The organism is Yinghuangia sp. YIM S09857 (genome assembly GCF_051388915.1).
Classification (GTDB): domain Bacteria; phylum Actinomycetota; class Actinomycetes; order Streptomycetales; family Streptomycetaceae; genus Yinghuangia.
On sequence record NZ_JBPKBH010000003.1, the window covers coordinates 1 to 20,953 of the forward strand.

Annotated in this window: 17 protein-coding genes and 1 pseudogene; 11 read left to right on the top strand and 7 right to left on the bottom strand. The window is 72.2% G+C overall.

The window, feature by feature from the left end; genetic code table 11:
* Positions 1 to 72 precede the first annotated feature (72 nt).
* The gene (locus ACRX5S_RS06005; protein WP_436772220.1) at positions 73 to 1,062 is read left to right on the top strand and encodes a LysM peptidoglycan-binding domain-containing M23 family metallopeptidase; all 990 of its coding nucleotides are present in this window, start codon (positions 73 to 75) and stop codon (positions 1,060 to 1,062) included.
* Positions 1,063 to 1,426: 364 nt separating this feature from the next.
* On the opposite strand, the pseudogene ACRX5S_RS06010 reads toward ACRX5S_RS06005, so the two are convergent.
* Positions 1,427 to 2,416, bottom strand: a pseudogene (locus tag ACRX5S_RS06010) (NlpC/P60 family protein); the annotation flags it as partial.
* A gap of 314 nt (positions 2,417 to 2,730) precedes the next feature.
* On the opposite strand from ACRX5S_RS06010, the gene ACRX5S_RS06015 reads away from it, so the two are divergent.
* The 6 genes from ACRX5S_RS06015 (at position 2,731) to ACRX5S_RS06040 (ending at position 8,893) form a co-directional block, all read left to right on the top strand.
* A complete protein-coding gene (locus tag ACRX5S_RS06015) occupies positions 2,731 to 3,036 on the top strand; it encodes a hypothetical protein (protein WP_436772221.1) in 306 nt (101 codons plus the stop codon).
* 191 nt (positions 3,037 to 3,227) lie between these two features.
* Positions 3,228 to 4,016: a hypothetical protein gene (locus ACRX5S_RS06020; protein WP_436771718.1), complete on the top strand. Its 789-nt coding sequence runs from the start codon at positions 3,228 to 3,230 to the stop codon at positions 4,014 to 4,016.
* A 325-nt stretch (positions 4,017 to 4,341) separates the two neighbouring features.
* Positions 4,342 to 5,565: a hypothetical protein gene (locus tag ACRX5S_RS06025; protein ID WP_436771719.1), complete on the top strand. Its 1,224-nt coding sequence runs from the start codon at positions 4,342 to 4,344 to the stop codon at positions 5,563 to 5,565.
* A gap of 2 nt (positions 5,566 to 5,567) precedes the next feature.
* Positions 5,568 to 7,079, top strand: a complete 1,512-nt coding sequence (locus ACRX5S_RS06030) for an SCO6880 family protein (RefSeq protein ID WP_436771720.1) — start codon at positions 5,568 to 5,570, stop codon at positions 7,077 to 7,079.
* Positions 7,080 to 7,083: 4 nt separating this feature from the next.
* Positions 7,084 to 8,439, top strand: a complete 1,356-nt coding sequence (locus ACRX5S_RS06035) for an ATP-binding protein (protein ID WP_436771721.1) — start codon at positions 7,084 to 7,086, stop codon at positions 8,437 to 8,439.
* 34 nt (positions 8,440 to 8,473) lie between these two features.
* Positions 8,474 to 8,893 (top strand): hypothetical protein, encoded by a 420-nt coding sequence (locus ACRX5S_RS06040; RefSeq protein WP_436771722.1) that lies wholly within the window; start codon positions 8,474 to 8,476, stop codon positions 8,891 to 8,893.
* 225 nt (positions 8,894 to 9,118) lie between these two features.
* Here ACRX5S_RS06040 and ACRX5S_RS06045 read toward each other — a convergent pair whose 3' ends face one another.
* Positions 9,119 to 9,781, bottom strand: coding sequence for a MarR family winged helix-turn-helix transcriptional regulator (locus tag ACRX5S_RS06045; RefSeq protein WP_436771723.1), 663 nt, complete (start codon positions 9,779 to 9,781; stop codon positions 9,119 to 9,121).
* Positions 9,782 to 10,012: 231 nt separating this feature from the next.
* Between ACRX5S_RS06045 and ACRX5S_RS06050 the strand changes: the two genes are divergently transcribed.
* Positions 10,013 to 11,449 carry an MFS transporter gene (locus ACRX5S_RS06050; protein WP_436771724.1) on the top strand — a complete coding sequence of 479 codons (1,437 nt, stop codon included), beginning with the start codon at positions 10,013 to 10,015 and terminating at the stop codon, positions 11,447 to 11,449.
* 39 nt (positions 11,450 to 11,488) lie between these two features.
* Here the strand turns inward: ACRX5S_RS06050 and ACRX5S_RS06055 are convergent, their stop codons facing one another.
* On the bottom strand, positions 11,489 to 13,105 hold the full coding sequence (locus ACRX5S_RS06055) for a SpoIIE family protein phosphatase (protein ID WP_436771725.1): 1,617 nt from the start codon (positions 13,103 to 13,105) through the stop codon (positions 11,489 to 11,491).
* Positions 13,106 to 13,537: 432 nt separating this feature from the next.
* Here ACRX5S_RS06055 and ACRX5S_RS06060 point away from each other — a divergent pair, with 432 nt between their 5' ends.
* The 3 genes from ACRX5S_RS06060 (at position 13,538) to ACRX5S_RS06070 (ending at position 16,451) form a co-directional block, all read left to right on the top strand.
* Positions 13,538 to 14,326, top strand: coding sequence for a TetR/AcrR family transcriptional regulator (locus ACRX5S_RS06060; RefSeq protein ID WP_436771726.1), 789 nt, complete (start codon positions 13,538 to 13,540; stop codon positions 14,324 to 14,326).
* A gap of 333 nt (positions 14,327 to 14,659) precedes the next feature.
* Positions 14,660 to 15,601 carry a LysR substrate-binding domain-containing protein gene (locus ACRX5S_RS06065; protein ID WP_436771727.1) on the top strand — a complete coding sequence of 314 codons (942 nt, stop codon included), beginning with the start codon at positions 14,660 to 14,662 and terminating at the stop codon, positions 15,599 to 15,601.
* Positions 15,602 to 15,662: 61 nt separating this feature from the next.
* Positions 15,663 to 16,451, top strand: a complete 789-nt coding sequence (locus tag ACRX5S_RS06070; RefSeq protein ID WP_436771728.1) for a hypothetical protein — start codon at positions 15,663 to 15,665, stop codon at positions 16,449 to 16,451.
* Positions 16,452 to 16,591: 140 nt separating this feature from the next.
* Here ACRX5S_RS06070 and ACRX5S_RS06075 read toward each other — a convergent pair whose 3' ends face one another.
* From ACRX5S_RS06075 to ACRX5S_RS06090, 4 genes are all read right to left on the bottom strand, one after another.
* On the bottom strand, positions 16,592 to 17,044 hold the full coding sequence (locus tag ACRX5S_RS06075; RefSeq protein ID WP_436771729.1) for a universal stress protein: 453 nt from the start codon (positions 17,042 to 17,044) through the stop codon (positions 16,592 to 16,594).
* Positions 17,045 to 17,802: 758 nt separating this feature from the next.
* A complete protein-coding gene (locus ACRX5S_RS06080) occupies positions 17,803 to 18,573 on the bottom strand; it encodes an SDR family oxidoreductase (RefSeq protein ID WP_436771730.1) in 771 nt (256 codons plus the stop codon).
* Complete coding sequence (locus tag ACRX5S_RS06085; protein ID WP_436771731.1) at positions 18,570 to 19,640, bottom strand: phosphotransferase family protein; 1,071 nt, start codon at positions 19,638 to 19,640, stop codon at positions 18,570 to 18,572. Before ACRX5S_RS06085 ends, ACRX5S_RS06080 begins: the two co-directional genes overlap by 4 nt.
* Positions 19,637 to 20,944 (bottom strand): acyl-CoA dehydrogenase family protein, encoded by a 1,308-nt coding sequence (locus ACRX5S_RS06090; protein WP_436771732.1) that lies wholly within the window; start codon positions 20,942 to 20,944, stop codon positions 19,637 to 19,639. The genes ACRX5S_RS06085 and ACRX5S_RS06090 overlap by 4 nt, the downstream gene beginning before the upstream one ends.
* Positions 20,945 to 20,953: the final 9 nt, after the last annotated feature.

The window sequence follows — 20,953 nt, forward strand, 5'->3', positions numbered from 1 at the left end:
GGCCAGGGCCCCGGCGCCTGGCCGGTCTGCTCCGTCAAGGCGGGCCTGACCAAGAACAGCGGCACCCCGTCCATCAACACCGGCGGGTCGCAGAGCTCGGGCAAGACCACCACGCAGACCGCGCCGAAGACGTCCTCGCAGCCGTCCTCGGGTGCGAAGCTCACCGAGGACACCAAGCCGGCCGCCCCCAAGCCGGCCGCGCAGCCCGAGGCGAAGACGCAGCAGGCGCCGGCCAAGCCGGCCAAGCCCGCGCCGTCCGCGAGCACCGCCAAGGCCGATTACACGGTCGTCGTCGGCGACACCCTGTTCAAGATCGCCCGGGCGCACGACGTCACCGGCGGCTGGCAGAAGCTGTACGACCTCAACCGCGGCGTCGTCGGCGGCAACCCGAACCTGATCTTCCCGGGTCAGAAGCTCGCCCTGGGCGGCCAGTCCACCGCGGCGCCGGCCGAGAAGCCCGCCCCGGCCAAGCTGACCGAGGACACCCCGGCGAAGCCGGCTCCCAAGCCGTCCACCTCCTCGTCGTCCACGAAGCCCTCGGGCGCGAAGCTGACCGAGGACAAGGCCCCGACGGCCAAGAGCGACAGCGCCAAGCCGAGCACGAGCTCGAACGCGGCCAAGCCGTCGAGCGGCAACTCGTCGTCGAGCGAGGCGTCGTCGTCCGGCTACGTCCGTCCGGTCCCGGGTGCGGCGAGCGGGTCGTACGGCCGCTCGGGCTCCATGTGGTCGAACGGCCACACCGGTGAGGACTTCCGCGCGTCGGCCGGCACCAAGGTCAGCGCCGTCACCTCCGGCACCGTGGTCTCCGCGGGCTGGGGCGGGGCGTACGGCAACGAGGTCGTCATCAAGCACGCCGACGGCCGCTACACGCAGTACGGCCACATGTCGAAGATCTCCGTTTCGGTCGGCCAGAAGGTGTCGACCGGCCAGCAGGTCGGCCTCGTCGGCTCGACCGGCAACTCGACCGGCCCGCACCTGCACTTCGAGGTGCGCACCGGCCCGAACTACGGCTCGGACATCAACCCCCTCGCCTACCTCCGCGCCCACGGCGTGAACGTCTGATCCCGCTGCACGGATCGGTCGAGGTGAGCTCGCCGTCGCGCGAAGGCGTGCGGTAGAGATGTGAAGCAGTACGCGGCAGGCCCCGGGCCCTTTGGTCCGGGGCCTGCCGCGTTTGCGGGTGGGTAACCTCGGTCTACGGCTGGGATTTGCCGGGGGTGGGACGCGTGGTCTTTGCGACGTCGGCACGCGGGGGTGGGGGCGAGGTCGCCTGCCCTGTTGGCCTGCTCGGGGCGGGAGTCGGGACCGGGGGTGAGCTCGGCGCGCTGGTTGCGGCGGGCTCGGCGGCCGTGTCGGTGAAGGACGTGCGGGGCGCGCCCGCGCCGGCCGTACCGGCGACGTTGGCGACGGCGGGACCGCCGCGTACCGGCAGCGCCTCGGCCCCCTCGGGGGTGACACGCGTGGCACCGATGTAGTCGGGCTTGTCGATCTTGCCGAAGCGGATGACCTCGCCGGTGTAAGGCGCGTGGATCATCATGCCGCCGCCGACGTAGATGCCCACGTGGTGGATGCTGCGGGGATCCTTGAGGTCGTACGCGAAGAACACCAGGTCACCGGGCAGCAGTTCGGCGCGGCCGGGGTGCCGGCCGGCGTTCCACTGGTCGTTGGCGACGCGCGGGAGCTTGATACCGACCTTCTGGTACGCCGCCTGGGTGAGGCCCGAGCAGTCGAAGCGCCCGCGGTGGGCGGCGGTGCCCTCGCCGCCCCAGAGGTAGGGCGTACCGAGCTTGGACTGTGCGAACTCGATGGCCCCGACGGCGAGGACAGACGGCGGCAGCGGGGCCTTCACCGCGCCGAAGCTCTGCTCCAGCGAGCGGATGTTCTTGACGTAGTTGCGGGTCTCCTTGTATGGCGGGATCCCCTTGTACTGGATGACGCGGTAGGCGCCCGCGTTGTAGGCCGCGAGCATGTTGTCGGTGCGGTCCCCCGGTACGGAGGCGATCGACTTGGAGAGGGCGCAGTCGTACTTCGCGGCGGAGGGGATCGCGTCGTCGGCGTCGAAGGGGTCGCGGCGGCCGTCGCCGTCGCCGTCCGTGGACCACTGGGGCCAAGTGCCGGGCATGAACTGGGCGATGCCCTGGGCGCCGACGGGGCTGACGACCTTCGGGTCGAAGCCGCTCTCCTGGTAGAGCTGGGCGGCGAGGAGTGCCGGGGAGATCTCCGGGCAGAGGCGGCCCCAGCGTTCGATCGCGCCCTGGTAGGCGGCGGGCACCGTTCCGGGCGCGAGCGGTACGTGGTCGCCTCCGCCGGAGGGCGCGGGCGTTCCGGACATGCCGCTGACCGCGACGGCGAGCAGGCCGACGAAGCCGAACGGGACGGCGACGCCCATCCCGACGGCAATACGTGCCTTACGCATGCGCGGTCGGGGGCCGCACGGGGAAAGACCTCATGGAACGGGACACCATCCGGGACAACACGGGACCGGCCGGTAATTCGGTCGGAACCTGCGGGGTGCGGCGACGGGCAGGGACCGCGCACGCGTCGTGCTCCCGCCATTGTGCGCGCCATGATTGCTCTGCGCAATCACCCGTGATACACAGAGTGAGCGGACTGTCTCTCGGGGGTGGTGGCCCGAACGGTGTCGTCAGGACAGAATAATCGAGTGGCACACAGCCCCCGCTCCACCCGGCGGGGGTAATTCGAGAAGCCCAGTCGGGGGCGGTGAACGGCATGTTCCTAGCAGCAGACGGCAACATTGATGAGATTATCGGCGGGATTGCCCCGGAATGGGGCCCTTTCGCCTCGCTTGGCGCTGAGGCCCGCACCATGGTCCAGGTGGTCATGGCCGCCGCGATCCTGATCTGCCTCGCCATCGCCATCTGGGGCGCGGCCAAGCAGCGGATAGGGGCAACGGCCTTGCGCGACACGTTCAGTGCCGAGCAGGGCAAGGGACTGATCATCGCCGGGCTCACCGGCGTGTTCATCATCGGATCACTGGGCACCCTCTTCACGATCATCTACGGGATGGCGATCTAGACCGGGCCCTCCCGAATTTGCCGACCCGAGGTGGCTCACGTGGCGTACGCCTGCCCGCAGAACTCCCAAATTGCGACGTATGCCCGAAGATCGCAGTCTCTTTCGGTGAAAATCGGGAACACCGGGTCTTACTCATCAGAACGGAATGAATTACCCGCGGATTCCGCTCCCGCCCGGGGAGGGGTCCGCCCATGAGTGACGAGTTGCCGCGGACGCGCACGCTGCTGCCGCCGCGCAACGACAGCGCCGGTGCCCCGGAGCGGCGGCGCAATCCCGTGCTGTCCGGGATCGGCGTGGTCGTCGTGATCATGGTGGTCGTCCTGACGCTCGCATACGCGAGTCGGCGCGGTGGCGGCGAGACGCCCCCCGGAGCGGAGAACGCCGGCACCTCGCAGGACAACGCGCCCACGACCGCGGCGGCTCCCCCGGCCGCAGCCGTTGCCGGCGTCCCGGTCGGGTACGCGCGCACCCGCGACGGCGCGCAGTCTGCCGCCGCCAACTACTCGACCGCGTACGGCTCTTCCGCGATGTTCAAGCCCGCGTCCCGCCGCGCGGTGATCGCCGCGCTCGCCGCGCCCACCGCGAAGGACGGCCTCCAGACGCGCGCGGACAGCGCGTTCGCGGCGCAGAACACCCTGTTCGGCCTGGACGCGGAGGGGAACCCGCCGAAGGGCCTCACCTTCGTCTGCCGGGCGCTTCCGGTCGGCACCAAGGTGGCGGCGTACACACCCGATACCGCCACCGTCGAGGTGTGGGGCGCGGGTCTGATCGGCCTCGCCGGGACGGGCTCGACGAAGCCGGTCACCGAGGCGTGGACCACCACGACGATGCGGCTGTCCTGGGCGGACGGCGACTGGAAGCTCGTCGACTTCAGCCAGAAGGAGGGGCCGACCCCGGTCAGCGGCCTACAGGGCGCATCGGGTGCGGAGGAGATCGCGCAAGCGGTCAGGGACTTCGAGGAACTTCGCTATGCACGTTAGCCCCTGTCTCCAGTCTCCCACTCCGGTCATCCCACGTGGCAGCGCTGTCGGGACGGCATCACGGCCAGCCCCCTCCCTCGCCACCAACCGCCCGGAACTCCCCTGCCGGCACTGGGCGATGCCCGACAAGGACAACGCCTCCCAGCACCGACCGGCCCGACACCGTTCCCGAGGCGCGGAGCGGAAGTCCGCTTCCACGCCGCTCTTCTGGGGCAAGGTCTTTGGGGTGGCTTCGGTGGGGACCGGGCTGGCGCTGGCCGGTGGGGCCACGGCGATCGGGGCGCCGGTCCCTTCTCCAGGCCCCGGGGCGCCCGCGGTGCCTGCCGTGCCCAGTCCCGCGGTCAGCCCACCCCCGCAAGGAGGCCAGGCCCAGGCGTATTGCGACATGCTCACCGGCCCGGCGAAGACGTACTGCCAGAGCGGCGATGCGGGGGCGCCGGTCGGGGTGCCGGGGAATCCGGTGCAGACGGCGGGGTTTGTGGCGGATCCGCTGGGGTCGATCGCGAAGGGGTGTGCGGACGCCGCGACGTGGATTCTCAACCAGTTGGCCCACGCGGTGAACGACACGACGCAAGTGGACTTCACCAACGCGGGGTTCCTGCGGCAGTACGCGGTGGTCTTCGCGGCGTCGACGTTCCTGACCCTCCTCCTCTGGATGCTCGCCGTGGCCAAGCGGGCCGTGCGCGGGGCGTCCATCACGACGGCAATCACCGAGGCGGTCGGGTACCTGTGGCTGGCGGTGACCGCCTCCGCGTTCACGCCGCTGACGCTGTATCTGGCGGTGTCGCTCACCGACGGGTTGACCGCGGCGATCGCGTCCGGCACGCAGCAGGACACCGACCGGTTCCTCGGCGGGTTCGCGAAGGCGCTTGATCCGAACGCCGGTCTGGGCGGCGGCCCGGTGATGCTGATCTTCGTGTCGTTGTTGTCGATGGCCGCCGCCGCGGTGCTGTGGATCGAGCTGCTGATCCGCGCGGCGATGCTGTACGTGGGCGCGATGCTCGGAACCGCCGTGTATTCCGGCTTGGTCGACAAGGCGATGTGGCACCATGTCCGGCGTTGGGCGGGAATCATGGCGGCCGTACTGCTCGCGAAACCGGTCGTCGTCATCGTGTTGGGCCTGGCCACCGCCGTATCGTCGAACGGCGGACCGAACGGTGGTCGGCAGGATGCGTTTTCGGCGGTGTTGAGCGGGTTGGCCATCATGGTGTTGTCGATCTTCGCGAGTGTGCTGATCTACCGCTTCGTGCCGAACCTGGGCGACGACATGGCGCAGTTGCACAACAGCCGCCGTGCGTTGACCGGTTCGGGCGTGGCGGGGATGGTGAGCGGACCCGCGAACTTCATGAAGCAGGGGATCCGCGCGCACGCGGGGCGCGGTCAAGACGGCGGGGGCCGGCCGGCTCCGGCCGCGGCGGGAGCCGCGGTGTCCTCGGGCATCGCGGCGCACGGCCAGCGCGGTGGCGGCGGTACGGGGGCCGGCACCGCGGCACCACCCCCGGCAAGCCCGGGCAACACGCCGCACGCCAGGACCGGGAACGAGGCTTGACCATGACCACACAGCCCATCCACCGACGCCGCACGTTCCTCATCGGCAAGGCCAAGCCGACGGCCGTCATCGGCAAGAACCGCGAGCCGGGCGAGATCTTCCTGATCATCGCGGGCGGCGGCCTCGGACTGCTGTGGGGCCTTCTGGTCCCGGTGTTGGTCGTGCGCATCGTCGGCCTCGCCGGGTTCCCACTGATCGCGTTCTCCGCGGTCTACATGCCGTACAAGCAGCGCACGTTCTACAAGTGGTTCGAGATCAACCGGAACTACAAGCGCACGCTCAAGCGCGGGGCCCGCTACCGCTCGGCGGTGATGGAGGCCGGGACGCGCCTGGACGGGGCCGGGGTCGCGGTCGGCTCGCCGCCCGGGATCGGGCGGCTGACATGGCTGAGCGTGCCGTTCGGGCCGGACGAGCTCGCGGTACTGATGCACCTGGAGCGGCGTACGGTCACCGCCGCCATCGAGATCGAGGGCCCCGGCGTGGGGCTGCGCGACTCGGAGGACCAGGAGGCGCTGGTCGAGCGGTTCGGCACGCTGCTGAAGCATGTGGCCAACGGGGACGGCTTCGTGACGCGGCTTCAGATCCTGGCGCGGACGATGCCGGCCGACCCCGACGCGCACGCGAAGGACGTCGCGCGGCGCGGAGACGCGAACGCCCCGCGCTGGGTGAAGGATTCGTACGACCAGCTCCAGTCGATGGTGTCCACGTCGAGCGAACAGCACCGCGCGTACCTGGTCGCCTGCATGCACTACAACCGCGACCTGGCCGCCGAGTCCTCGGTGATGGGCAAGGGCGACAAGGGCCTCGGCGTGGTCATGGCACGTGAACTCACGGACGTGTGCGCGCGGTTGGCGGAGGCGGACATCCGGGTGCGGCAGCCGATGAACGAGGCGCGGCTGGCCTCGCTGATCCATTCGATGTACGACCCGGAGCACCAGATCGACCAGTTCGACGGCATGCGCGCGCGGTACGCGTGGCCGGCCGAGCTGGACGCGACGCACCCCAACTACCTCCAGGCCAAGACGCGCGAGTCGGAGACGTCCCGCCCCTGGTGCCACGCGACGGCGTGGGTCAAGGAGTGGCCGCTGACCCCCGTCGGCGTCAACTTCCTGGCGCCGCTGCTGGTGCACACGCCGGACGTGATCCGGACGGTGGCCGTCACGATGGACCTGGAGCCGACCGACATCGCGATCGAGCGCATGCTGACCGAGAAGACCAACGACGACGCGGACGCGGCCCGGGCGGCGAAGATGAACCGCACGGTCGACCCCCGCGACCTGGCCCACACCGGCCGGGTGGACCAGCGCGGCGAGGACCTCGCGGGCGGCGCGGCCGGGGTGAACCTGGTCGGCTACATCACGGTGTCCTCGCGCGATCCCGAGCAACTGGCGCGCGACAAGCGCACGATCCGCGCGTCGGCGGGCAAGTGCTTCCTCAAACTGGAGTGGTGCGACCGCGAGCAACACCGGGCGTTCGTGAACACGCTCCCGTTCGCCACCGGCATCAAGAGGTGACGCCATGACCGGCATCATGTCGCTACTGACCGAGGGGTTCTCCAGCTTCCTGTTCGGCAGGCCGGAGACGCAGCGGCTCCCGGTGCGCACCTCGACGGGGCAGGCGCAGGCGGTCTACCTGCCGACCGCGGCGCCCGGGCTGGGCGACTCCGGGGTGATCATCGGACGCGAGGTGTACTCCGGCAAGGGCTACGTCTACGACCCGTTCCAGCTCTACGGCCAGCAACTGCCCGCCCCGCACTGGCTGGTGCTCGGCGAGTCGGGCAACGGCAAGTCGGCGCTGGAGAAGACGTACGTGCTGCGTCAACTGCGCTTCCGGGACCGCCAGGTGGTGGTCCTGGACGCACAGGGCGAGGACGGCGTCGGCGAATGGAACCACATCGCGGAGGCGCTGGGCATCAAGCCGGTGCGGCTGGACCCGACGGACGCGGGCAGCGACGGCGTACGCCTCAATCCGCTCGACCCCGCGATCACCTCGACCGGCCAACTCGCGCTGCTGCGCACGATCATCGAGGTGGCGATGGGCCGCCCGCTGGAGGAGCGGGCCGGGTACGCCCTGAAGGCCGCGCACGTGCACGTCGTGCGGACGGTGACCGATCGTCAGCCGATACTCCCGGACGTCGTCGACGCGCTGCGCAACCCGACCAAGGAGTCGGCGGACCTGCTGAGCCTGGACCTCGCGGATGTGCGCATCTGGGGCCTGGACGTCGCGCTGGTGCTCGACCGCCTGGTCGACGGCGACCTGAAGAACATGTTCGAGGGCCCGACCACCACGGGCATCGACCTGGACGCGCCGCTCATCATCTTCGACCTGTCGCACATCGACCGGAACTCGATCGCGATGCCGATCCTGATGGCGATCGTCGGGGTGTGGCTGGAGCACACGTGGATCCGGCCGGACCGGGTCAAGCGCATCTTCCTGGTGGAGGAGGCGTGGCACATCATCAACAGCCCGTTCGTCGCGCAGTTGTTCCAGCGGTTGCTGAAGTTCGGCCGGCGGCTGGGCCTTTCGTTCGTCGCGGTGGTGCACCACCTGTCCGACGTGGTCGACGGCGCGGCGGCGAAGGAGGCCGCCGCGATCCTGAAGATGGCCTCGACGCGGACCATCTACATGCAGAAGGCCGAGGAGGCGCGCGCGACCGGCAAGGTGCTGGGGCTGCCGCGTTGGGCGGTGGAGATCATCCCGACGCTGACCCCGGGCATCGCGGTGTGGGACGTCAACGGCAACGTGCAGGTGGTCAAGCACCTGATCACCGACACCGAGCGGCCGATGGTCTACACGGACCGCGCGATGACCGAGGACGCGTTGGAGGAGCGGGTGCGCGCGGAGGCGGCGCTGGCGGGCGACCCGGCGGTGTGACGGCCGCCGCCCGGCGGCGGTCGAGGGGAGGCGTATGGCGGAGCAGGGGCCGCGGCGGCCGCCGCAGCGCGGCATACCCGACGGCGCGCTGATCGGCGTGCTGGTGCTGCTCGTGGGGGCGACCGCGACGACGTGGCTGTCCACCGGGCTCGCGGGCCTGGTGTCGCATCAGGAGTGGCCGGACAACGTGCGGTTCTCCAGCTCGGGTACGGCGATCCGCGAGCTGACCGCGGAGCCGGGCGATGTGGCCGCCGCGTGGCCGGACACGCCGCCGGAGGCGCTGCCGCCCGCGACCACGTTCTGGATCGTGTTCGGCGCGATGCTGCTTCTCGTGGTGTTCCTCGCGGGGTTCGCGCTGTGGATATGGCTGCGTCTGACGTTGCGTCAGGCGGTCCGGCGGGAGACCGCGCGGCGCCCGCCCGGGGAGGGCGGACCTCCCGAAAAGGCCCTGTGACACGCCGAATACGCCGCTGAAGCACACCTTCGGGTGAACCGCACCGCCCAGGCGGAATCGCGGGTTCACCGACGGGGAACGCTCTACGTACCGTGGCCGAGTCGGCCGCCGCGTGGCCGTAAGGTGACCCGCCGGTCGACTCGACCCACCAACCTCCGCCCTGGATCCGGGCCGTGCCCGTCTCCGGCCGTGTCGATCCCGGGCACCCGTGGAACGCCGGCGGCCTCAGCCTTCGGTACGCCCGGTCCCGTCCGGCTGCGTCTCCTCGATCCGGGCGAGCATGCGCCGCAGGCCCTCCGCGAGGGCGTCCCGCTGCCGTGACCCGAGGTCCTGCAACAACGCGGCCTCGAAGCCGGCCGCCTCGCGGACGACGCGCACCCACATGTCCCGGCCCGTGTCGGTCAGCTCGATGATGACGCGCACCCGGTTGTTCTCGTCCCGCGTCCGGGTCACCAGCTCGTCGGTGACCATGCGGTCGATGCGGTGCGTCATGGCCGCGGGCGTGAGCCCGAGACTGCGGGCCAGCTCGCCGGGACTGAGCCGGTACGGCGCGCCCACGAGCACCAGCGCGCGCAGGACCTCCCACTCGGCGTTGGTGATGCCGAGCGCCGTCAACTGGCGGCTGTACGCGACCGACATGCGCCGGTGCAGCCGGAACAGCGCCGCGACGATGATCTCGACCTGCGGGTCGACCTCGGGAAACTCGCGCTGGAAGACCGCGAGGTGGGCCTCCAGGTCGGATTCCGGCAGGGCCGCCGGCTCGGACCGCTCTGCGGACGACTCTGGGGACGACTCCCGGGACGACTCCGCGGTCGCCGGCTCGTCCCCGCCCGAATCTGCGCGCGAATCCGCGCTCGACCCCGGGCCCGACTCTGTGTCCGACTCCATGGCGTGCAGCATACCCACATCGGCTTAAGTCATTAGACATGAACACTTCAGGTACGTATAGTTTAGTTCTGAAGTCTTCAGACTCAAGCCTCCGAACCACCCACGAGAGCCGTCGCCCCTGCCCTTCCGGCGGGTGCGGCGGTTTCGTCGGGTTGCGCCCGGTCGCGTCTGCGGGCTTCCCCGAGCGGGGCCGGAACGGCCGGGCCCGCGCACACGACAGTCAGGAGGTGTGTGGTGGCGACCAACACGGCGCTCCGTCGGATCCAGCTCGGGAACGCGCTCAGCGCGTTCGGCAGCGGGTTCACCGTTCCTTTCCTCTTCGTCTACGTGACGCGGGTGCGTGACATGACCGCCGGTCAGGCCGGGCTCATGTTCAGCGTCCTCGCGGTCGCCGCCCTCGCCGCCCTGCCGTTCATCGGCCCCGCGATCGACCGGCGCGGGCCGCGCCCGGTCGCGGTGGCCGGTGCGGTCGTTGCCGCGGCGGGCTCGTTGACCCTCGGGCTCGCGGTCGACGCCACGCTCGTGATGGCCGGCGCCGCCCTGCTCGGGGCGGGCATCGCGGCGATCCAGCCGGCGCTCGCCACGATGATCGTGCGCTGCACCACCGCGATGACGCGCGCCCGGGCGTTCGCGCTCCAGTTCACCTTCAACAACCTGGGTCTGGGCATCGGCGGTCTGATCGGCGGCCTCATCGTCGACCCGTCGCGCCCGGCGAGCTTCACCGTGCTGTTTGCGATGGAAACGGCGATGTTCCTGGTGCTCGGCGCGGTGGTCGGCACCGCGCGGGTGCCCGCCGCGCCGCGCGCAGCGGGCGGGACGGCCGCCGCCGGGTCGGGTGCCGGCTGGCGGCACCTGCTGCACAACAAGGCGATGGTCCGCCTGAGCGTGGTCAGCGCGCTGGTCTTCTTCACCTGCTACGGGCAGTTCGAGTCCGGCCTCGCCGCGTTCGCGACCGAGGTCAGCCACATCTCGCCGAGCATGCTCGGGGTCGCGCTGGCCGCCAACACCGCGGTCATCGTGCTGGGGCAGCTCACCGTCCTGAAGATCACCTCGCGGCGCCGCCGCAGCATGGTGATCGCGGCGACCGGCCTGGTGTGGCTGCTCGCCTGGATCGTGACGGCGGTGTCCGGCCTGGTGCACAGCAACGCGGTGCTTGCGGCGGTCACCATCATCACGACGTACGCGCTGCTCGGCGTCGGCGAGAGCCTGCTCGCCCCGACCCTGGGCCCGATGGTCGCCGACCTCGCGCCGGCGCACCTGCTCGGGCAGTACAACGCGGCGCAGTCGCTGGTGAAGCAGTTGGCGATGGCCGCGGGCCCGGCGTACGCGGGGCTGATGGTCGGCTCGGGGGCCTACGGGCCGTACGTGGTCTCGCTGATGGCCTGCTCGGTGCTGATCACGGTGCTGGCCGTCCGGATGGGGCGCAAGCTCAGCCCGGTGCAGAACGGCGTGCTGGTCGCGGCGTCCGTGCCGGTCGACAGCCCGGTCGCGACCCCGGCGGCGAACCCGGCCGGCAGCCCGGTCGGGAAGCCGGCGCCTAGCCCCGGCACGTCCCCGGCCGCAAACCCGGACGGGTCCGTCGAGCCGGACGCCGCCCCGATCCCCGTCCCGGTCGCCCCGGCGGCGGACCGGCCGCATGCCGCCGCCCCCGTCCCGGCCGCGGTCTGATGCCGAACGCGGCGGGAGGTCCTGCGCCTCCCGCCGCCCTCACAGCAGGAACTCGCACCACACCGTCTTGCCGGTCGAGGTCAGCCGCGATCCCCAGGAGCTGGCGATGGTCGCCACGATGGCGACGCCGCGCCCGTTCTCGTCGTCGGCGGCCGCGCGTCGCCTGCGCGGCACGTGGTCGTCGGCGTCCGATACCTCGACGATCAGCCGCCGGTCGGTGCGGCGCAGCCGCAGGCGCATCGGGGCGGCCCCGTGCGTCAGCGCGTTGGCGACGAACTCGCTGACCGCGAGCACCCCCGACTCCCGCAGCTCCTCGCCGACCTGCCAGCTCGCCAGCACCCCGCTGGTGAACGCGCGGGCCCGGGCCGCGACCTCATGGCCGCCCAGCAGGTCCAGCGACGCGGTGCGGAACAGCGTCGCCTCGCGCCCCTCGTGCTTGGGCAGTTGCAGGACCAGCAGGGCCACGTCGTCGTCGTGCTCGACAGGCAGCCGCATGTGCTCGACGAGGCGGTCGCGGACCGCCTCGGGGGGACCTGTCGCCACGTCCAGCGCGCCCGCGAGGTCGTCGATGCCGCGGTCGATGTCCTCGCCGCGCCGCTCCACGAGGCCGTCGGTGTAGAAGACCACCGTGGAGCCGGGCTCCAGCGGCACACTGCCGGACGTGTGCGGCCAGCTCCCGCCGGTGCCCAGCGGCGGGCCGAGCGCGTCGTCCAGCCGCTGCACGCGGCCCTCGGGGTCGCGGACGAGCGGCGGGAGGTGGCCCGCGGTGGAGTAGGTCAGCACGCCCTCGCTCGGGTCGTGCACGGCATAGACGCAGGTCGCGATCTGTGTCGCGTCGATCTCCATGGCGAGGCCGTCGAGCAGTTGCAGGACCTCGTGCGGCGGCAGGTCGAGGCGCGCGTACGCCCGTACCGCGGTGCGCAGTTGGCCCATGACCGCGGCCGCGCGCACGCCGCGGCCCATGACGTCGCCGATGACCAGTGCGGTGCGTCCGGCACCGAGGGTGATGACGTCGTACCAGTCGCCGCCGACCGCCGCGTCCGCGCCGCCGGGCAGGTAGCGCACCGCGACGCGCAGGTCGTCCGGGTTCTCCAGGCGCTGCGGCAGCAGGCTGCGCTGGAGCGTGACCGCGGCCTGCCGGTGCCGACGCTCGCTCTCCCGGAGCCGGTCGGTGGCCTGCACCTGGTCGGTGACGTCGACCGCGAAGACCAGGACGCCGCGCACCGAACGGCCGCCGCCCTGGGTGCCCTCCGCGCGCACCGGCGTGCAGACGAACGTGTAGTAGCCGTGCCGCCGCTCGCTCTCCGGCATCCCGGGGTACGCGGCGGTGTGGTGGTCCACGCGGCGGGCCCGCACGGTGCGCCCGCGCCCGGTCCGGTAGACCTGGTCCATGAGCGCCAGCAGCCCGTGGTCGGCCAGTTCGGGCAGGATGTCGCGCGCGGGCAGGCCGATGCGGCGGGGTCCGAAGACCTCGCGGTAGGCCTCGTTGACGTACGCGAGTTCGTGGGCGGGCCCCCGGGTGACCGCGATGAGCGCGGGCGCGTGCGCCAGCACCTCCCGCAGCGAGAAGGTGTCGATGCGGTCCTGCATCCGCGCCGCGGGCACGGATCGCCGCCGGTCGCCGGACAGCCGGGCGCCCCACCGAGTGATGTTCAACCGCCTGCTTCCTGATGGATGAGTTATTCACACTATGTGCCGTGAGGTTTACCTCAAGTGACGTCACCAGTGTGGGCGAAACTCGGCCACAGGGGAATCGCGACCCCGCGCCCGACCCCCCGTTCGGGGGACTCTTCGGCCGCGCGCCCGCATTGTCCGCGAGGGCCGGAGTGCGCATTTGGCCCGCGGAGTGACCCCGGTCACACGGCGGTCGCGGCCGCCGGTGAACCGGCGGCGCATGTCGACGCAGTGTCCACGCGGGGACGCCGAGAGCCTGTCATCGCTGACTCAGCGTCAACACCGCACCGTTCCTCCACAACCGTTACGTCGGATTCCGCTTCTGACGCGAGATTCCGTCCGGTACGCTCGGCGAACTGGCAATGACTGAGCGGTCCGGGCTGGGACACGAACACTTGCCTTCGGGGGAAGCACATGGGCGCTTCACGTACGTTCACCAACGATCTGACACGGGATCGGGAGACCGTGGGGAGGCCGGCGGGGGCGCACGCCGCCGTGATCCCCTCGGCCCGCCGGCCACAGCGCGGACGGAGCGCGGTCACCGCGCCGCCCGGCGCCGCCGATCCGGAATCCACCACACAGCTGCGCACCGACGCGCGCCGCAACCTGGAACAGGTGCTGCGCGCCGCGCGCGAGGTCTTCGGCGAGCTCGGCTACGACGCGCCGATGGAGGAGATAGCCCGGCGCGCGGGTGTCGGCGTCGGCACCATCTACCGGCGGTTCTCCGGCAAGGAGTCGCTCGTCCAGCGCATCATGATCACCGAGACGGCGCGGCTGACCGGCGAGGCGGTGTCCGCACTGGCCGAGGAGGCGGACGCGTGGTCCGCGCTCAACCGCTACCTGCGGCGCGCGGTCGCCTCCGGCGCGGGGCGCCTCTTCCCGGCGCTCAGCGGGCGCGTCCCGGTGACCGACGAGATGCGCACCGGCCGCGCGGCGCTGAACGACGCGGTGTGCCTCCTGGTCGACCGGGCGAAGGACGAGGGCTACCTGCGCGAGGACGTGTCGGACGCCGACATCTCGCTGCTGCTGTCGTGCCTCCTGCCGCCGCCCGGGCTGCCCAAGGCGCAGCGGCTCACGGTCGCCGCGCGGTACCTGGAGGTCGTCCTCGACGGGCTGCGGGCGGAGCGGCCGTCGCCGCTGCCGGGCAAGCCCTTCACCCAGGATGAACTGGACATGCTGTTCCTGCGCGGCGGACCGCGCTGACCCGGCGCCGCGACCGCGGCGGACCGACCCCGGCAGTCCCACCCGTCCGTTCGGCCTGACGGCCCGCACCGACCGAACCAGCACCGAACCAGCCCGGCCCGGCCCGCACCGACCGGTCAGCCGCCTCGGCCGTCAGCCGACCACCGACTCCCTCCCGCCCCGGACGCACCGGCCGCGCACCACGCGCGACGGCCGGGCCGGACGACACACCGGACGTCACCGAGCGAACGGGCCGCGCCGGACCGCCTTCCGCAGGCGGTCGGCGCGGCCCCGACTTAGCATCGTCGGCATGGAGTCCGTACCCGGGAAGCCCTGCGCAGAGCGGCATTCCGCATGAACTTCACCCTGGTCCAACTGCGCTATTTCGTGGCCGCCGCGAGGCACCGCAGCATGACCGGGGCCTCCCGCGAGCTCATGGTGTCGCAGTCCGCGATCTCCGCCGCGATCGCGCACCTGGAGCGGGAGTTCGGCGTCCAACTGCTGGTACGCCACCACGCGAAGGGGCTGTCCCTGACGACGTCGGGCGAAAGGTTTCTGGCGGAGGCGCGCGGACTGCTCGGGCACGCGGACGAGATGGCCGCGACGGCCAAGGCGTTCGGCGGGGCGCTGCGCGGCGTACTGACGCTCGGCTGCGCGGACAGCATCGCGCCGTTCTACCTGCCGCCGCTGCTCGCGGAGTTCGCCGAGCGGCACCCCGAGGTCGAGGTGCGCATGACCGAGGGCGAGGACCACGGCCTGCGCGAGACGCTGCTCGAAGGCGGCTGCGAGCTGGCGCTGATGTACGACCTCGGCAACAACGCGAACGGCAACGGCGGCGGCGAGACGCTGGACGGCGAACTCCTCACCCGCATACCCCCGCACGTGATCGTGCCGCCCGGCCACCCGCTGGCCGGGGAGAAGGCGGTGTCGCTGCGCGCCTTCGCCGCCGAGCCGATGGTGTTGCTGGACCTGCCGCACAACCGCGACTACTTCGCGGTGCTGGCCCGCCGGGCCGGGATCAGCCCGCGGGTGCGGTTCCGCAGCCGGAGTCCCGAGCTGGTGCGGGCGCTGGTGGCGGGCGGGCAGGGGTTCGCGATCCTGAACCAGCGTCCGGCCACGGACACCACGTACGACGGCGGGCGCGTGGTGGTGCTGGAGCTGACCGACGACCTGCCGCCGCTGCCGCTGGTCCTCGCGCAGGCGCACGGGATCCGGCCCACCCGGCGGGCGGCCGCGTTCGCCGCGGTGTGCCGGGACTGGTTCGTGCGCGACCGACGCCCCGTGAGAGTGACGTAGATCACACCAAGTCACCGCGATGCCCGCGTCACGATTCCGGGCCTGCCCGCTCTCCATGGGTATGACGAACCCTCAGAACGCCCGCCGCGAGAACCCGTACCTCTCCGCCGACGAGCCGCGCTGCGCCACCGACCGGCACCTGGCCTGGCTGCTCGCCGAGTGGCGGCGGCGCAGTTACGCGGCCGGGTGGCCGGGACACGCGGTGTGGCTGACCCCGGGGGCCGAGGCGGCCGTCGGGGCGTTCTTCCAACCCGGCCGGGTCCGCGGCGCGTGCGAGCAGTTGGCGCGGGACCGGGCGGACGCGGACGTCCCACTGCTGACCGCGTTGTCCGACCTGGACCTGCTCTTCCTCACCGCGGTGGGCCGTGGCGCGTCCGACTCGCTGGTGTCCGGGTACGCCGCCGCCCGGCACGCCCGCAGCCCCGTCGTCGAGGGCTACGACCCGGTGTCCGAGCTGCCGACCGAGGTGCTGCTGCGCCGCCACCTGATGCGCATCGCCGCGGACACCTCGCTGGCGCCGCACGAGCGACCGGCGGTGGTCGCGATCGAGCCGCAGATCGGCGCGTACCCGCTGCACGAGCGGCTGCGGCTGACGCTGCTGGTCGCGCAGCACGTCATGGAGATCTTCGGCGCGCCCGCGCACCTGCTCGGCGACGGGCGTCTCGCGGTGGCCACGACGCGCCACGACGTGCTGCCCTCGCTTCTGCCGCTGGCCGAACTGGCGCCGTACGACCCGGTACTCGCCGCGACCGGCCGGAACGCCGTGCCCACGCTGCGCCCGTCGGTCGTGCGCGTGGAACCGTGGCCGACCGAGGGCACGGGCCGGCGGGGCGGGCTGTGGGTTGCGTGACCCGGTCGGCCGCGGGTGCGGCCCCGGGCATGATCATGCTCGTGCGGACGAGCACGCGCGGGATCTCACGGGGCCGGGCACGACCTGGGAGCCGGTGGCGCGCGGGACGGACCGCACGCCGTGCCGTGCCGGTGACGGGGCTATTCGCGGACGACGAGCACCGGGCAGGCGGCGTGGTGCACGACGGCGGTGCTGACGGAGCCGAGCAGCAGCCGCGAGAATCCGCCGGTGCCGCGGGATCCGACGACGACCATCACGTGCCGCTCCGACATGCCGAGCAGCACCTCGGTCGCCGTCCCGGCGAAGACCTGGACGCGCAGGTCCCCCTCGAAAGGGGTGTCGCGCGCCCGGTTCACGTCGGCCACGAGGGCGTCGGTCTCGCCGCGCACCGCCTCCAGGGCCGCGTGCATGTCCTCGACGTAGACCGCACCGGGGGCCATCGCGGCGTACGCACCGGCGGGCGGTGCGGCGCTGACCACGTACAGCGGCAGGCCGCGCAGTTGGGCCTCGGTCATCGCCCAGTCGAGCGCCCGTCGCGCGGGCTCCGACCCGTCGACACCGACCACGACCCCGCGCGGTTCGTCCTCTGCCATCGCCGGTCCTCCCGGTACGCACGCCTCCGGCGTCTCCGCGAGGCTGGGAGACCTGGTACCGCAAAACCGACAATTCATCACATTTTCTGAGGATTGGACTCGCCAGATCACCCACAAAGCCGACACCCCCGACGACCAAACGCGACAACCGGACGCGAGACCCTGCCGAATGCGAGGCGGCGGGGCAAGGGGGCGCGATCGGAGGCGTGGCCGCGCGGCACGCGCTCGCGGCGCGGCGGCCGAGGGCGAGAGCGGCCGCCACGCCCAGGCGCCGTGCAGCCGCCGCAGGGTGAAGCCCGGGCCCGGGGGCGACGGGACATGACGCGGCGGCAGGGCGCAGTCCGCTCCCGAACGTGTGGTCGCCCCGGCACGCGAGCTGCCGCAGGTCCGGTACATGCACGGCCGCGGCGCCGACGCAGCAACGGGGCCAGGTCGGTGCCCGGTGGACCTCCCCCACGACCTGCCTCGGCTTTCGGCGAGGGTGTGGCGCGCCGTGGGCTCGCGTTGGCTCGGAAGGCGGCCGTGGCGGGCCTTCATCCGGGCACAGGGCGAGGGGTCATGGGAAGGCGCCCCCCGGCGGACCTTCCCACGACCGGACTCGGCTCCGGGGCGGGGATTGCATCCGCCGGGTTCGGAGGGTCGCAGGCTATCGAGCGGGTGTTAGGAACAGATGACGGCAACATGACGCGTGTGCGGCGGCCGGGGTGGTGGCGCAAGTCCTTCCCCGGCCGCCGGAGTTCTGGCGGTGCGAGAGCGGGTCAGCCCACGCTGCCCGAGAGGGAGACGCCGCCGTCCACGACCAGGGTTTCGCCGGTGATCCACGCGGCGTCGTCGGAGAGGAGATAGGCGGCGGCCTTGGCGACGTCCTCCGGAATACCGAGCCGCTTCATGGGGTAGGCCGCGGCCGCCTCGTCCTCGCGGCCCTCGTACAGCGCCTCCGCGAAGCGGGTCTTGACGACCGCGGGGGCGACCGCGTTCACCCGTACGCCGGGGCCGAGTTCGGCGCCGAGCTGCCGGGTCAGGTGGATGAGCGCGGCCTTGCTGACGTTGTAGGCGCCGATGAACGGGCCCGCGACGATGCCGCCGACCGAGGCGACGTTCAGCACCGAGCCGCCGTGCTCGCGCATCCACGCGCCGTACGCCGCCTGCGTCCAGCCCAGCGCCGAGACGAGGTTGACCTCCATGATCTTGCGGACCGCCCCGAGGTCCGCGTCGATCAGCGGTCCGAAGTGCGGGTTGATCCCGGCGTTGTTGACCAGCATGTCGAGCGAGCCGAAGCGCTCCAGCACCGCCGCGACCGCCTCGTCGCGGTGCGCCGCGTCGTCCGCCCGGCCCGCGACCGCGACGGCCACGTCAGGGCCGCCGAGTTCCTCGACCGCGGCGTCCAGGTCCTCCTTCTTGCGGGCGGTGAGGCACACCTTCGCGCCGCGCGCCGCCAGCTCCGCCGCGATGCCGAGCCCGATGCCGCGGCTGGCCCCGGTGACCAGCGCCGCCTTGCCCGCCAGTTGGCCCGTCAAGTCGAGCGTCATGCCACGAACTTCCCTTCTTCGAGGACGGTCCGGGCCTTGGCCGCGAGACCGGAGAGTTTCTCCCTGCTGAACCGGGACGCCCCGCCGTCCCCGGCCTGGTCGCCCATCGCACCCGCGGTGTAGCGGTCGAGGACCCCGGCGAGGATGCAGGCCAGGCGCCAGTAGGCGAAGGCGGCGTACCACGCGATGCCGGACAGGTCCCGCCCGGTGGCCCCGGCGTACCGCGCGCAGAAGGCCGTGCGGTCGATGAAGCCCTCCGAAGCCGTCCCGTCGGACGGCAGAAGGTCCCCGGTCTCGCCGCGCTCGACCCAGTAGACGAGGGTGGTGCCGACGTCGGCGAGCGGGTCACCGAGGGTGCACAGCTCCCAGTCCAGAACCGCTTGCACGCTGCCGTCCGGGCCGATGATGCAGTTGTCGAGGCGGAAGTCGCCGTGCACGATCGTGGCGCCCTGCTGCTCCGGCACCGACGCGGTGAGCGCGGCGTGCACCTCGTCTATCTCCGGTACGCCGTCCAGCCGCGTCGCGTCCCACTGCCGGTGCCAGCGCCGCAACTGCCGTCCGATGTAGTCCTCGCGGCGGCCGAGGTCGCCGAGCCCGACCGCGTCCACGTCGACCGCGTGGATCGCGGCGAGCGTGTCCGCGAGCTGCTCGCCCGCGCGGCGCCGCCCGGCGGGGTCCAGTGCGCGGGTGGCGGCCTCGGCGCTGCGCAGCACCTCGCCCGCCACGAACTCCATGACGTAGAACGGCGCGCCGTTGACCGAGGCGTCCGGGCTCAGGCCCACGACCGGCGGCACCGGCACCGGTGTGCGGCCGTCGCCGAGCGCGGCCAGGATGCGGTGCTCGCGGCCCATGTCGTGGGCCGTCGCCAGGACGTGCCCGAGCGGCGGCCTGCGCAGGACCCAGCGGGTGCCCGCGCGGTCCTCGACCACGTACGTGAGGTTGGAGTGGCCGCCCACGACGGGGGTGAAGGCCAGCGGCGGTACGAGCGAGGGCACGCGCTCGGACAGCCATGCGGTGACCTCGTCGGGGTCGACCCCGGCCGGGGCCGCGGTGCCTGGTTCCGTCACGCCTGGGCCTCCGGTGCGTCGAGCAGGGCGGCGAACTTCTTGCGGGCTTCCTCGCGGCGCGTGGGCACGTGCTCGGTCGGCACCTCCGCGGGGCGGTGGTTGCGCAGCACCTGCCGGGCGACGCTGACGCGGTGCACCTCGTCGGGGCCGTCGTAGATGCGGGCGGCGCGCGCGTACCGGTACATCTGCTCCAGCGGCAGGTCGGTGGAGAAGCCGAGAGAGCCGTGGATCTGCACGGCGCGGTCGATGACGTCGTAGAGGACCTGCGCGCCGAAGAACTTGATCGCGGAGATGTCCGTGCGGGCCGCGGCGGCTCCCTCGCGGTCCATGCGCCAGGCGGCGTGCAGGGTCATCAGGCGGGCGGCCTGGATGCCCGCGTACGAGTCCGCGATCCAGTTCTGCACGGTCTGCTTCTCGGCGAGCAGCGAGCCGTGCGCGTACCGCGACAGCGCCCGCTCGCACAGCATGTCCATCGCGCGCTCCGCCTGCCCGAGCCAGCGCATGCAGTGGTGGATGCGGCCGGGGCCGAGCCGGAGTTGGGCCAGTTTGAAGCCGTCCCCCTCGTTGCCGATCAGGTTCTCGTACGGCACCCGCACCGCGTCGTAGCGGATCTCCGCGTGGCCGCCGAACCCGTGGAACCGCTCGGTGCGGCCCGGGTCCTCCAGCGTCGCCACGTCGCGCACGATCTCGACGCCGGGGGTGTCGGCGGGCACCACGATCATCGAGGCGCGGCTGTGCGGGTTGGCCTCGGGGTCGGTGACGACCATCACCAGGAGGATGTCGGCGACGGAGCCGTTCGACGTGAACCACTTGTGGCCGTCGACGACCCATTCGTCGCCGTGCCGCACGGCTCGGGTGGCCAGCAGCGTCGGGTCGGAGCCGGCGGTGTCCCGCTCGGTCATCGAGAAGGCGCTGCGGATGCGGCCGTCGAGGAGCGGTTCGAGCCATTTCTCGCGGTGCCAGTCGCGACCCGAGGCGGCGATGCCGTGCGCGAGCAGTTCGGCGTTGCCGGAGTCCGGCGCGTTGTTGCCGAACACGACCGGGCCGTACGGCGTGCGGCCGAGGATCTCGTGCATGAGTCCCAGGCGGACCTGGCCGAAGCCCTGCCCGCCGAGCTCCGGCGGCAGGTGGGCGGCCCACAGGCCGCGGGCCTTGACCTCCTCCTTCAGCGGTGCCAGCACCGCGCGCAGTGTGGCGTCGTCGAGTTCGAGCGTTTCGAGCGGGTAGATCTCGTCGCGGACGAATCCGCGCATCCACTCCAACTGCTCCTCGAACTCCGGCTCTGTGGAGAAGTCCCAGGCCATCGTGCCCAT

Coding starts and splice junctions, on each gene's coding strand:
- ACRX5S_RS06075 (WP_436771729.1), bottom strand. CDS start 17,044: ATGGCAGAGGACGAACCGCGCGGGGTCGTGGTCGGTGTCGACGGGTCG.
- ACRX5S_RS06090 (WP_436771732.1), bottom strand. CDS start 20,944: ATGGCCTGGGACTTCTCCACAGAGCCGGAGTTCGAGGAGCAGTTGGAG.
- ACRX5S_RS06015 (WP_436772221.1), top strand. CDS start 2,731: ATGTTCCTAGCAGCAGACGGCAACATTGATGAGATTATCGGCGGGATT.
- ACRX5S_RS06080 (WP_436771730.1), bottom strand. CDS start 18,573: ATGACGCTCGACTTGACGGGCCAACTGGCGGGCAAGGCGGCGCTGGTC.
- ACRX5S_RS06065 (WP_436771727.1), top strand. CDS start 14,660: ATGAACTTCACCCTGGTCCAACTGCGCTATTTCGTGGCCGCCGCGAGG.
- ACRX5S_RS06060 (WP_436771726.1), top strand. CDS start 13,538: ATGGGCGCTTCACGTACGTTCACCAACGATCTGACACGGGATCGGGAG.
- ACRX5S_RS06035 (WP_436771721.1), top strand. CDS start 7,084: ATGACCGGCATCATGTCGCTACTGACCGAGGGGTTCTCCAGCTTCCTG.
- ACRX5S_RS06040 (WP_436771722.1), top strand. CDS start 8,474: ATGGCGGAGCAGGGGCCGCGGCGGCCGCCGCAGCGCGGCATACCCGAC.
- ACRX5S_RS06020 (WP_436771718.1), top strand. CDS start 3,228: ATGAGTGACGAGTTGCCGCGGACGCGCACGCTGCTGCCGCCGCGCAAC.
- ACRX5S_RS06070 (WP_436771728.1), top strand. CDS start 15,663: ATGACGAACCCTCAGAACGCCCGCCGCGAGAACCCGTACCTCTCCGCC.
- ACRX5S_RS06045 (WP_436771723.1), bottom strand. CDS start 9,781: ATGGAGTCGGACACAGAGTCGGGCCCGGGGTCGAGCGCGGATTCGCGC.
- ACRX5S_RS06030 (WP_436771720.1), top strand. CDS start 5,568: ATGACCACACAGCCCATCCACCGACGCCGCACGTTCCTCATCGGCAAG.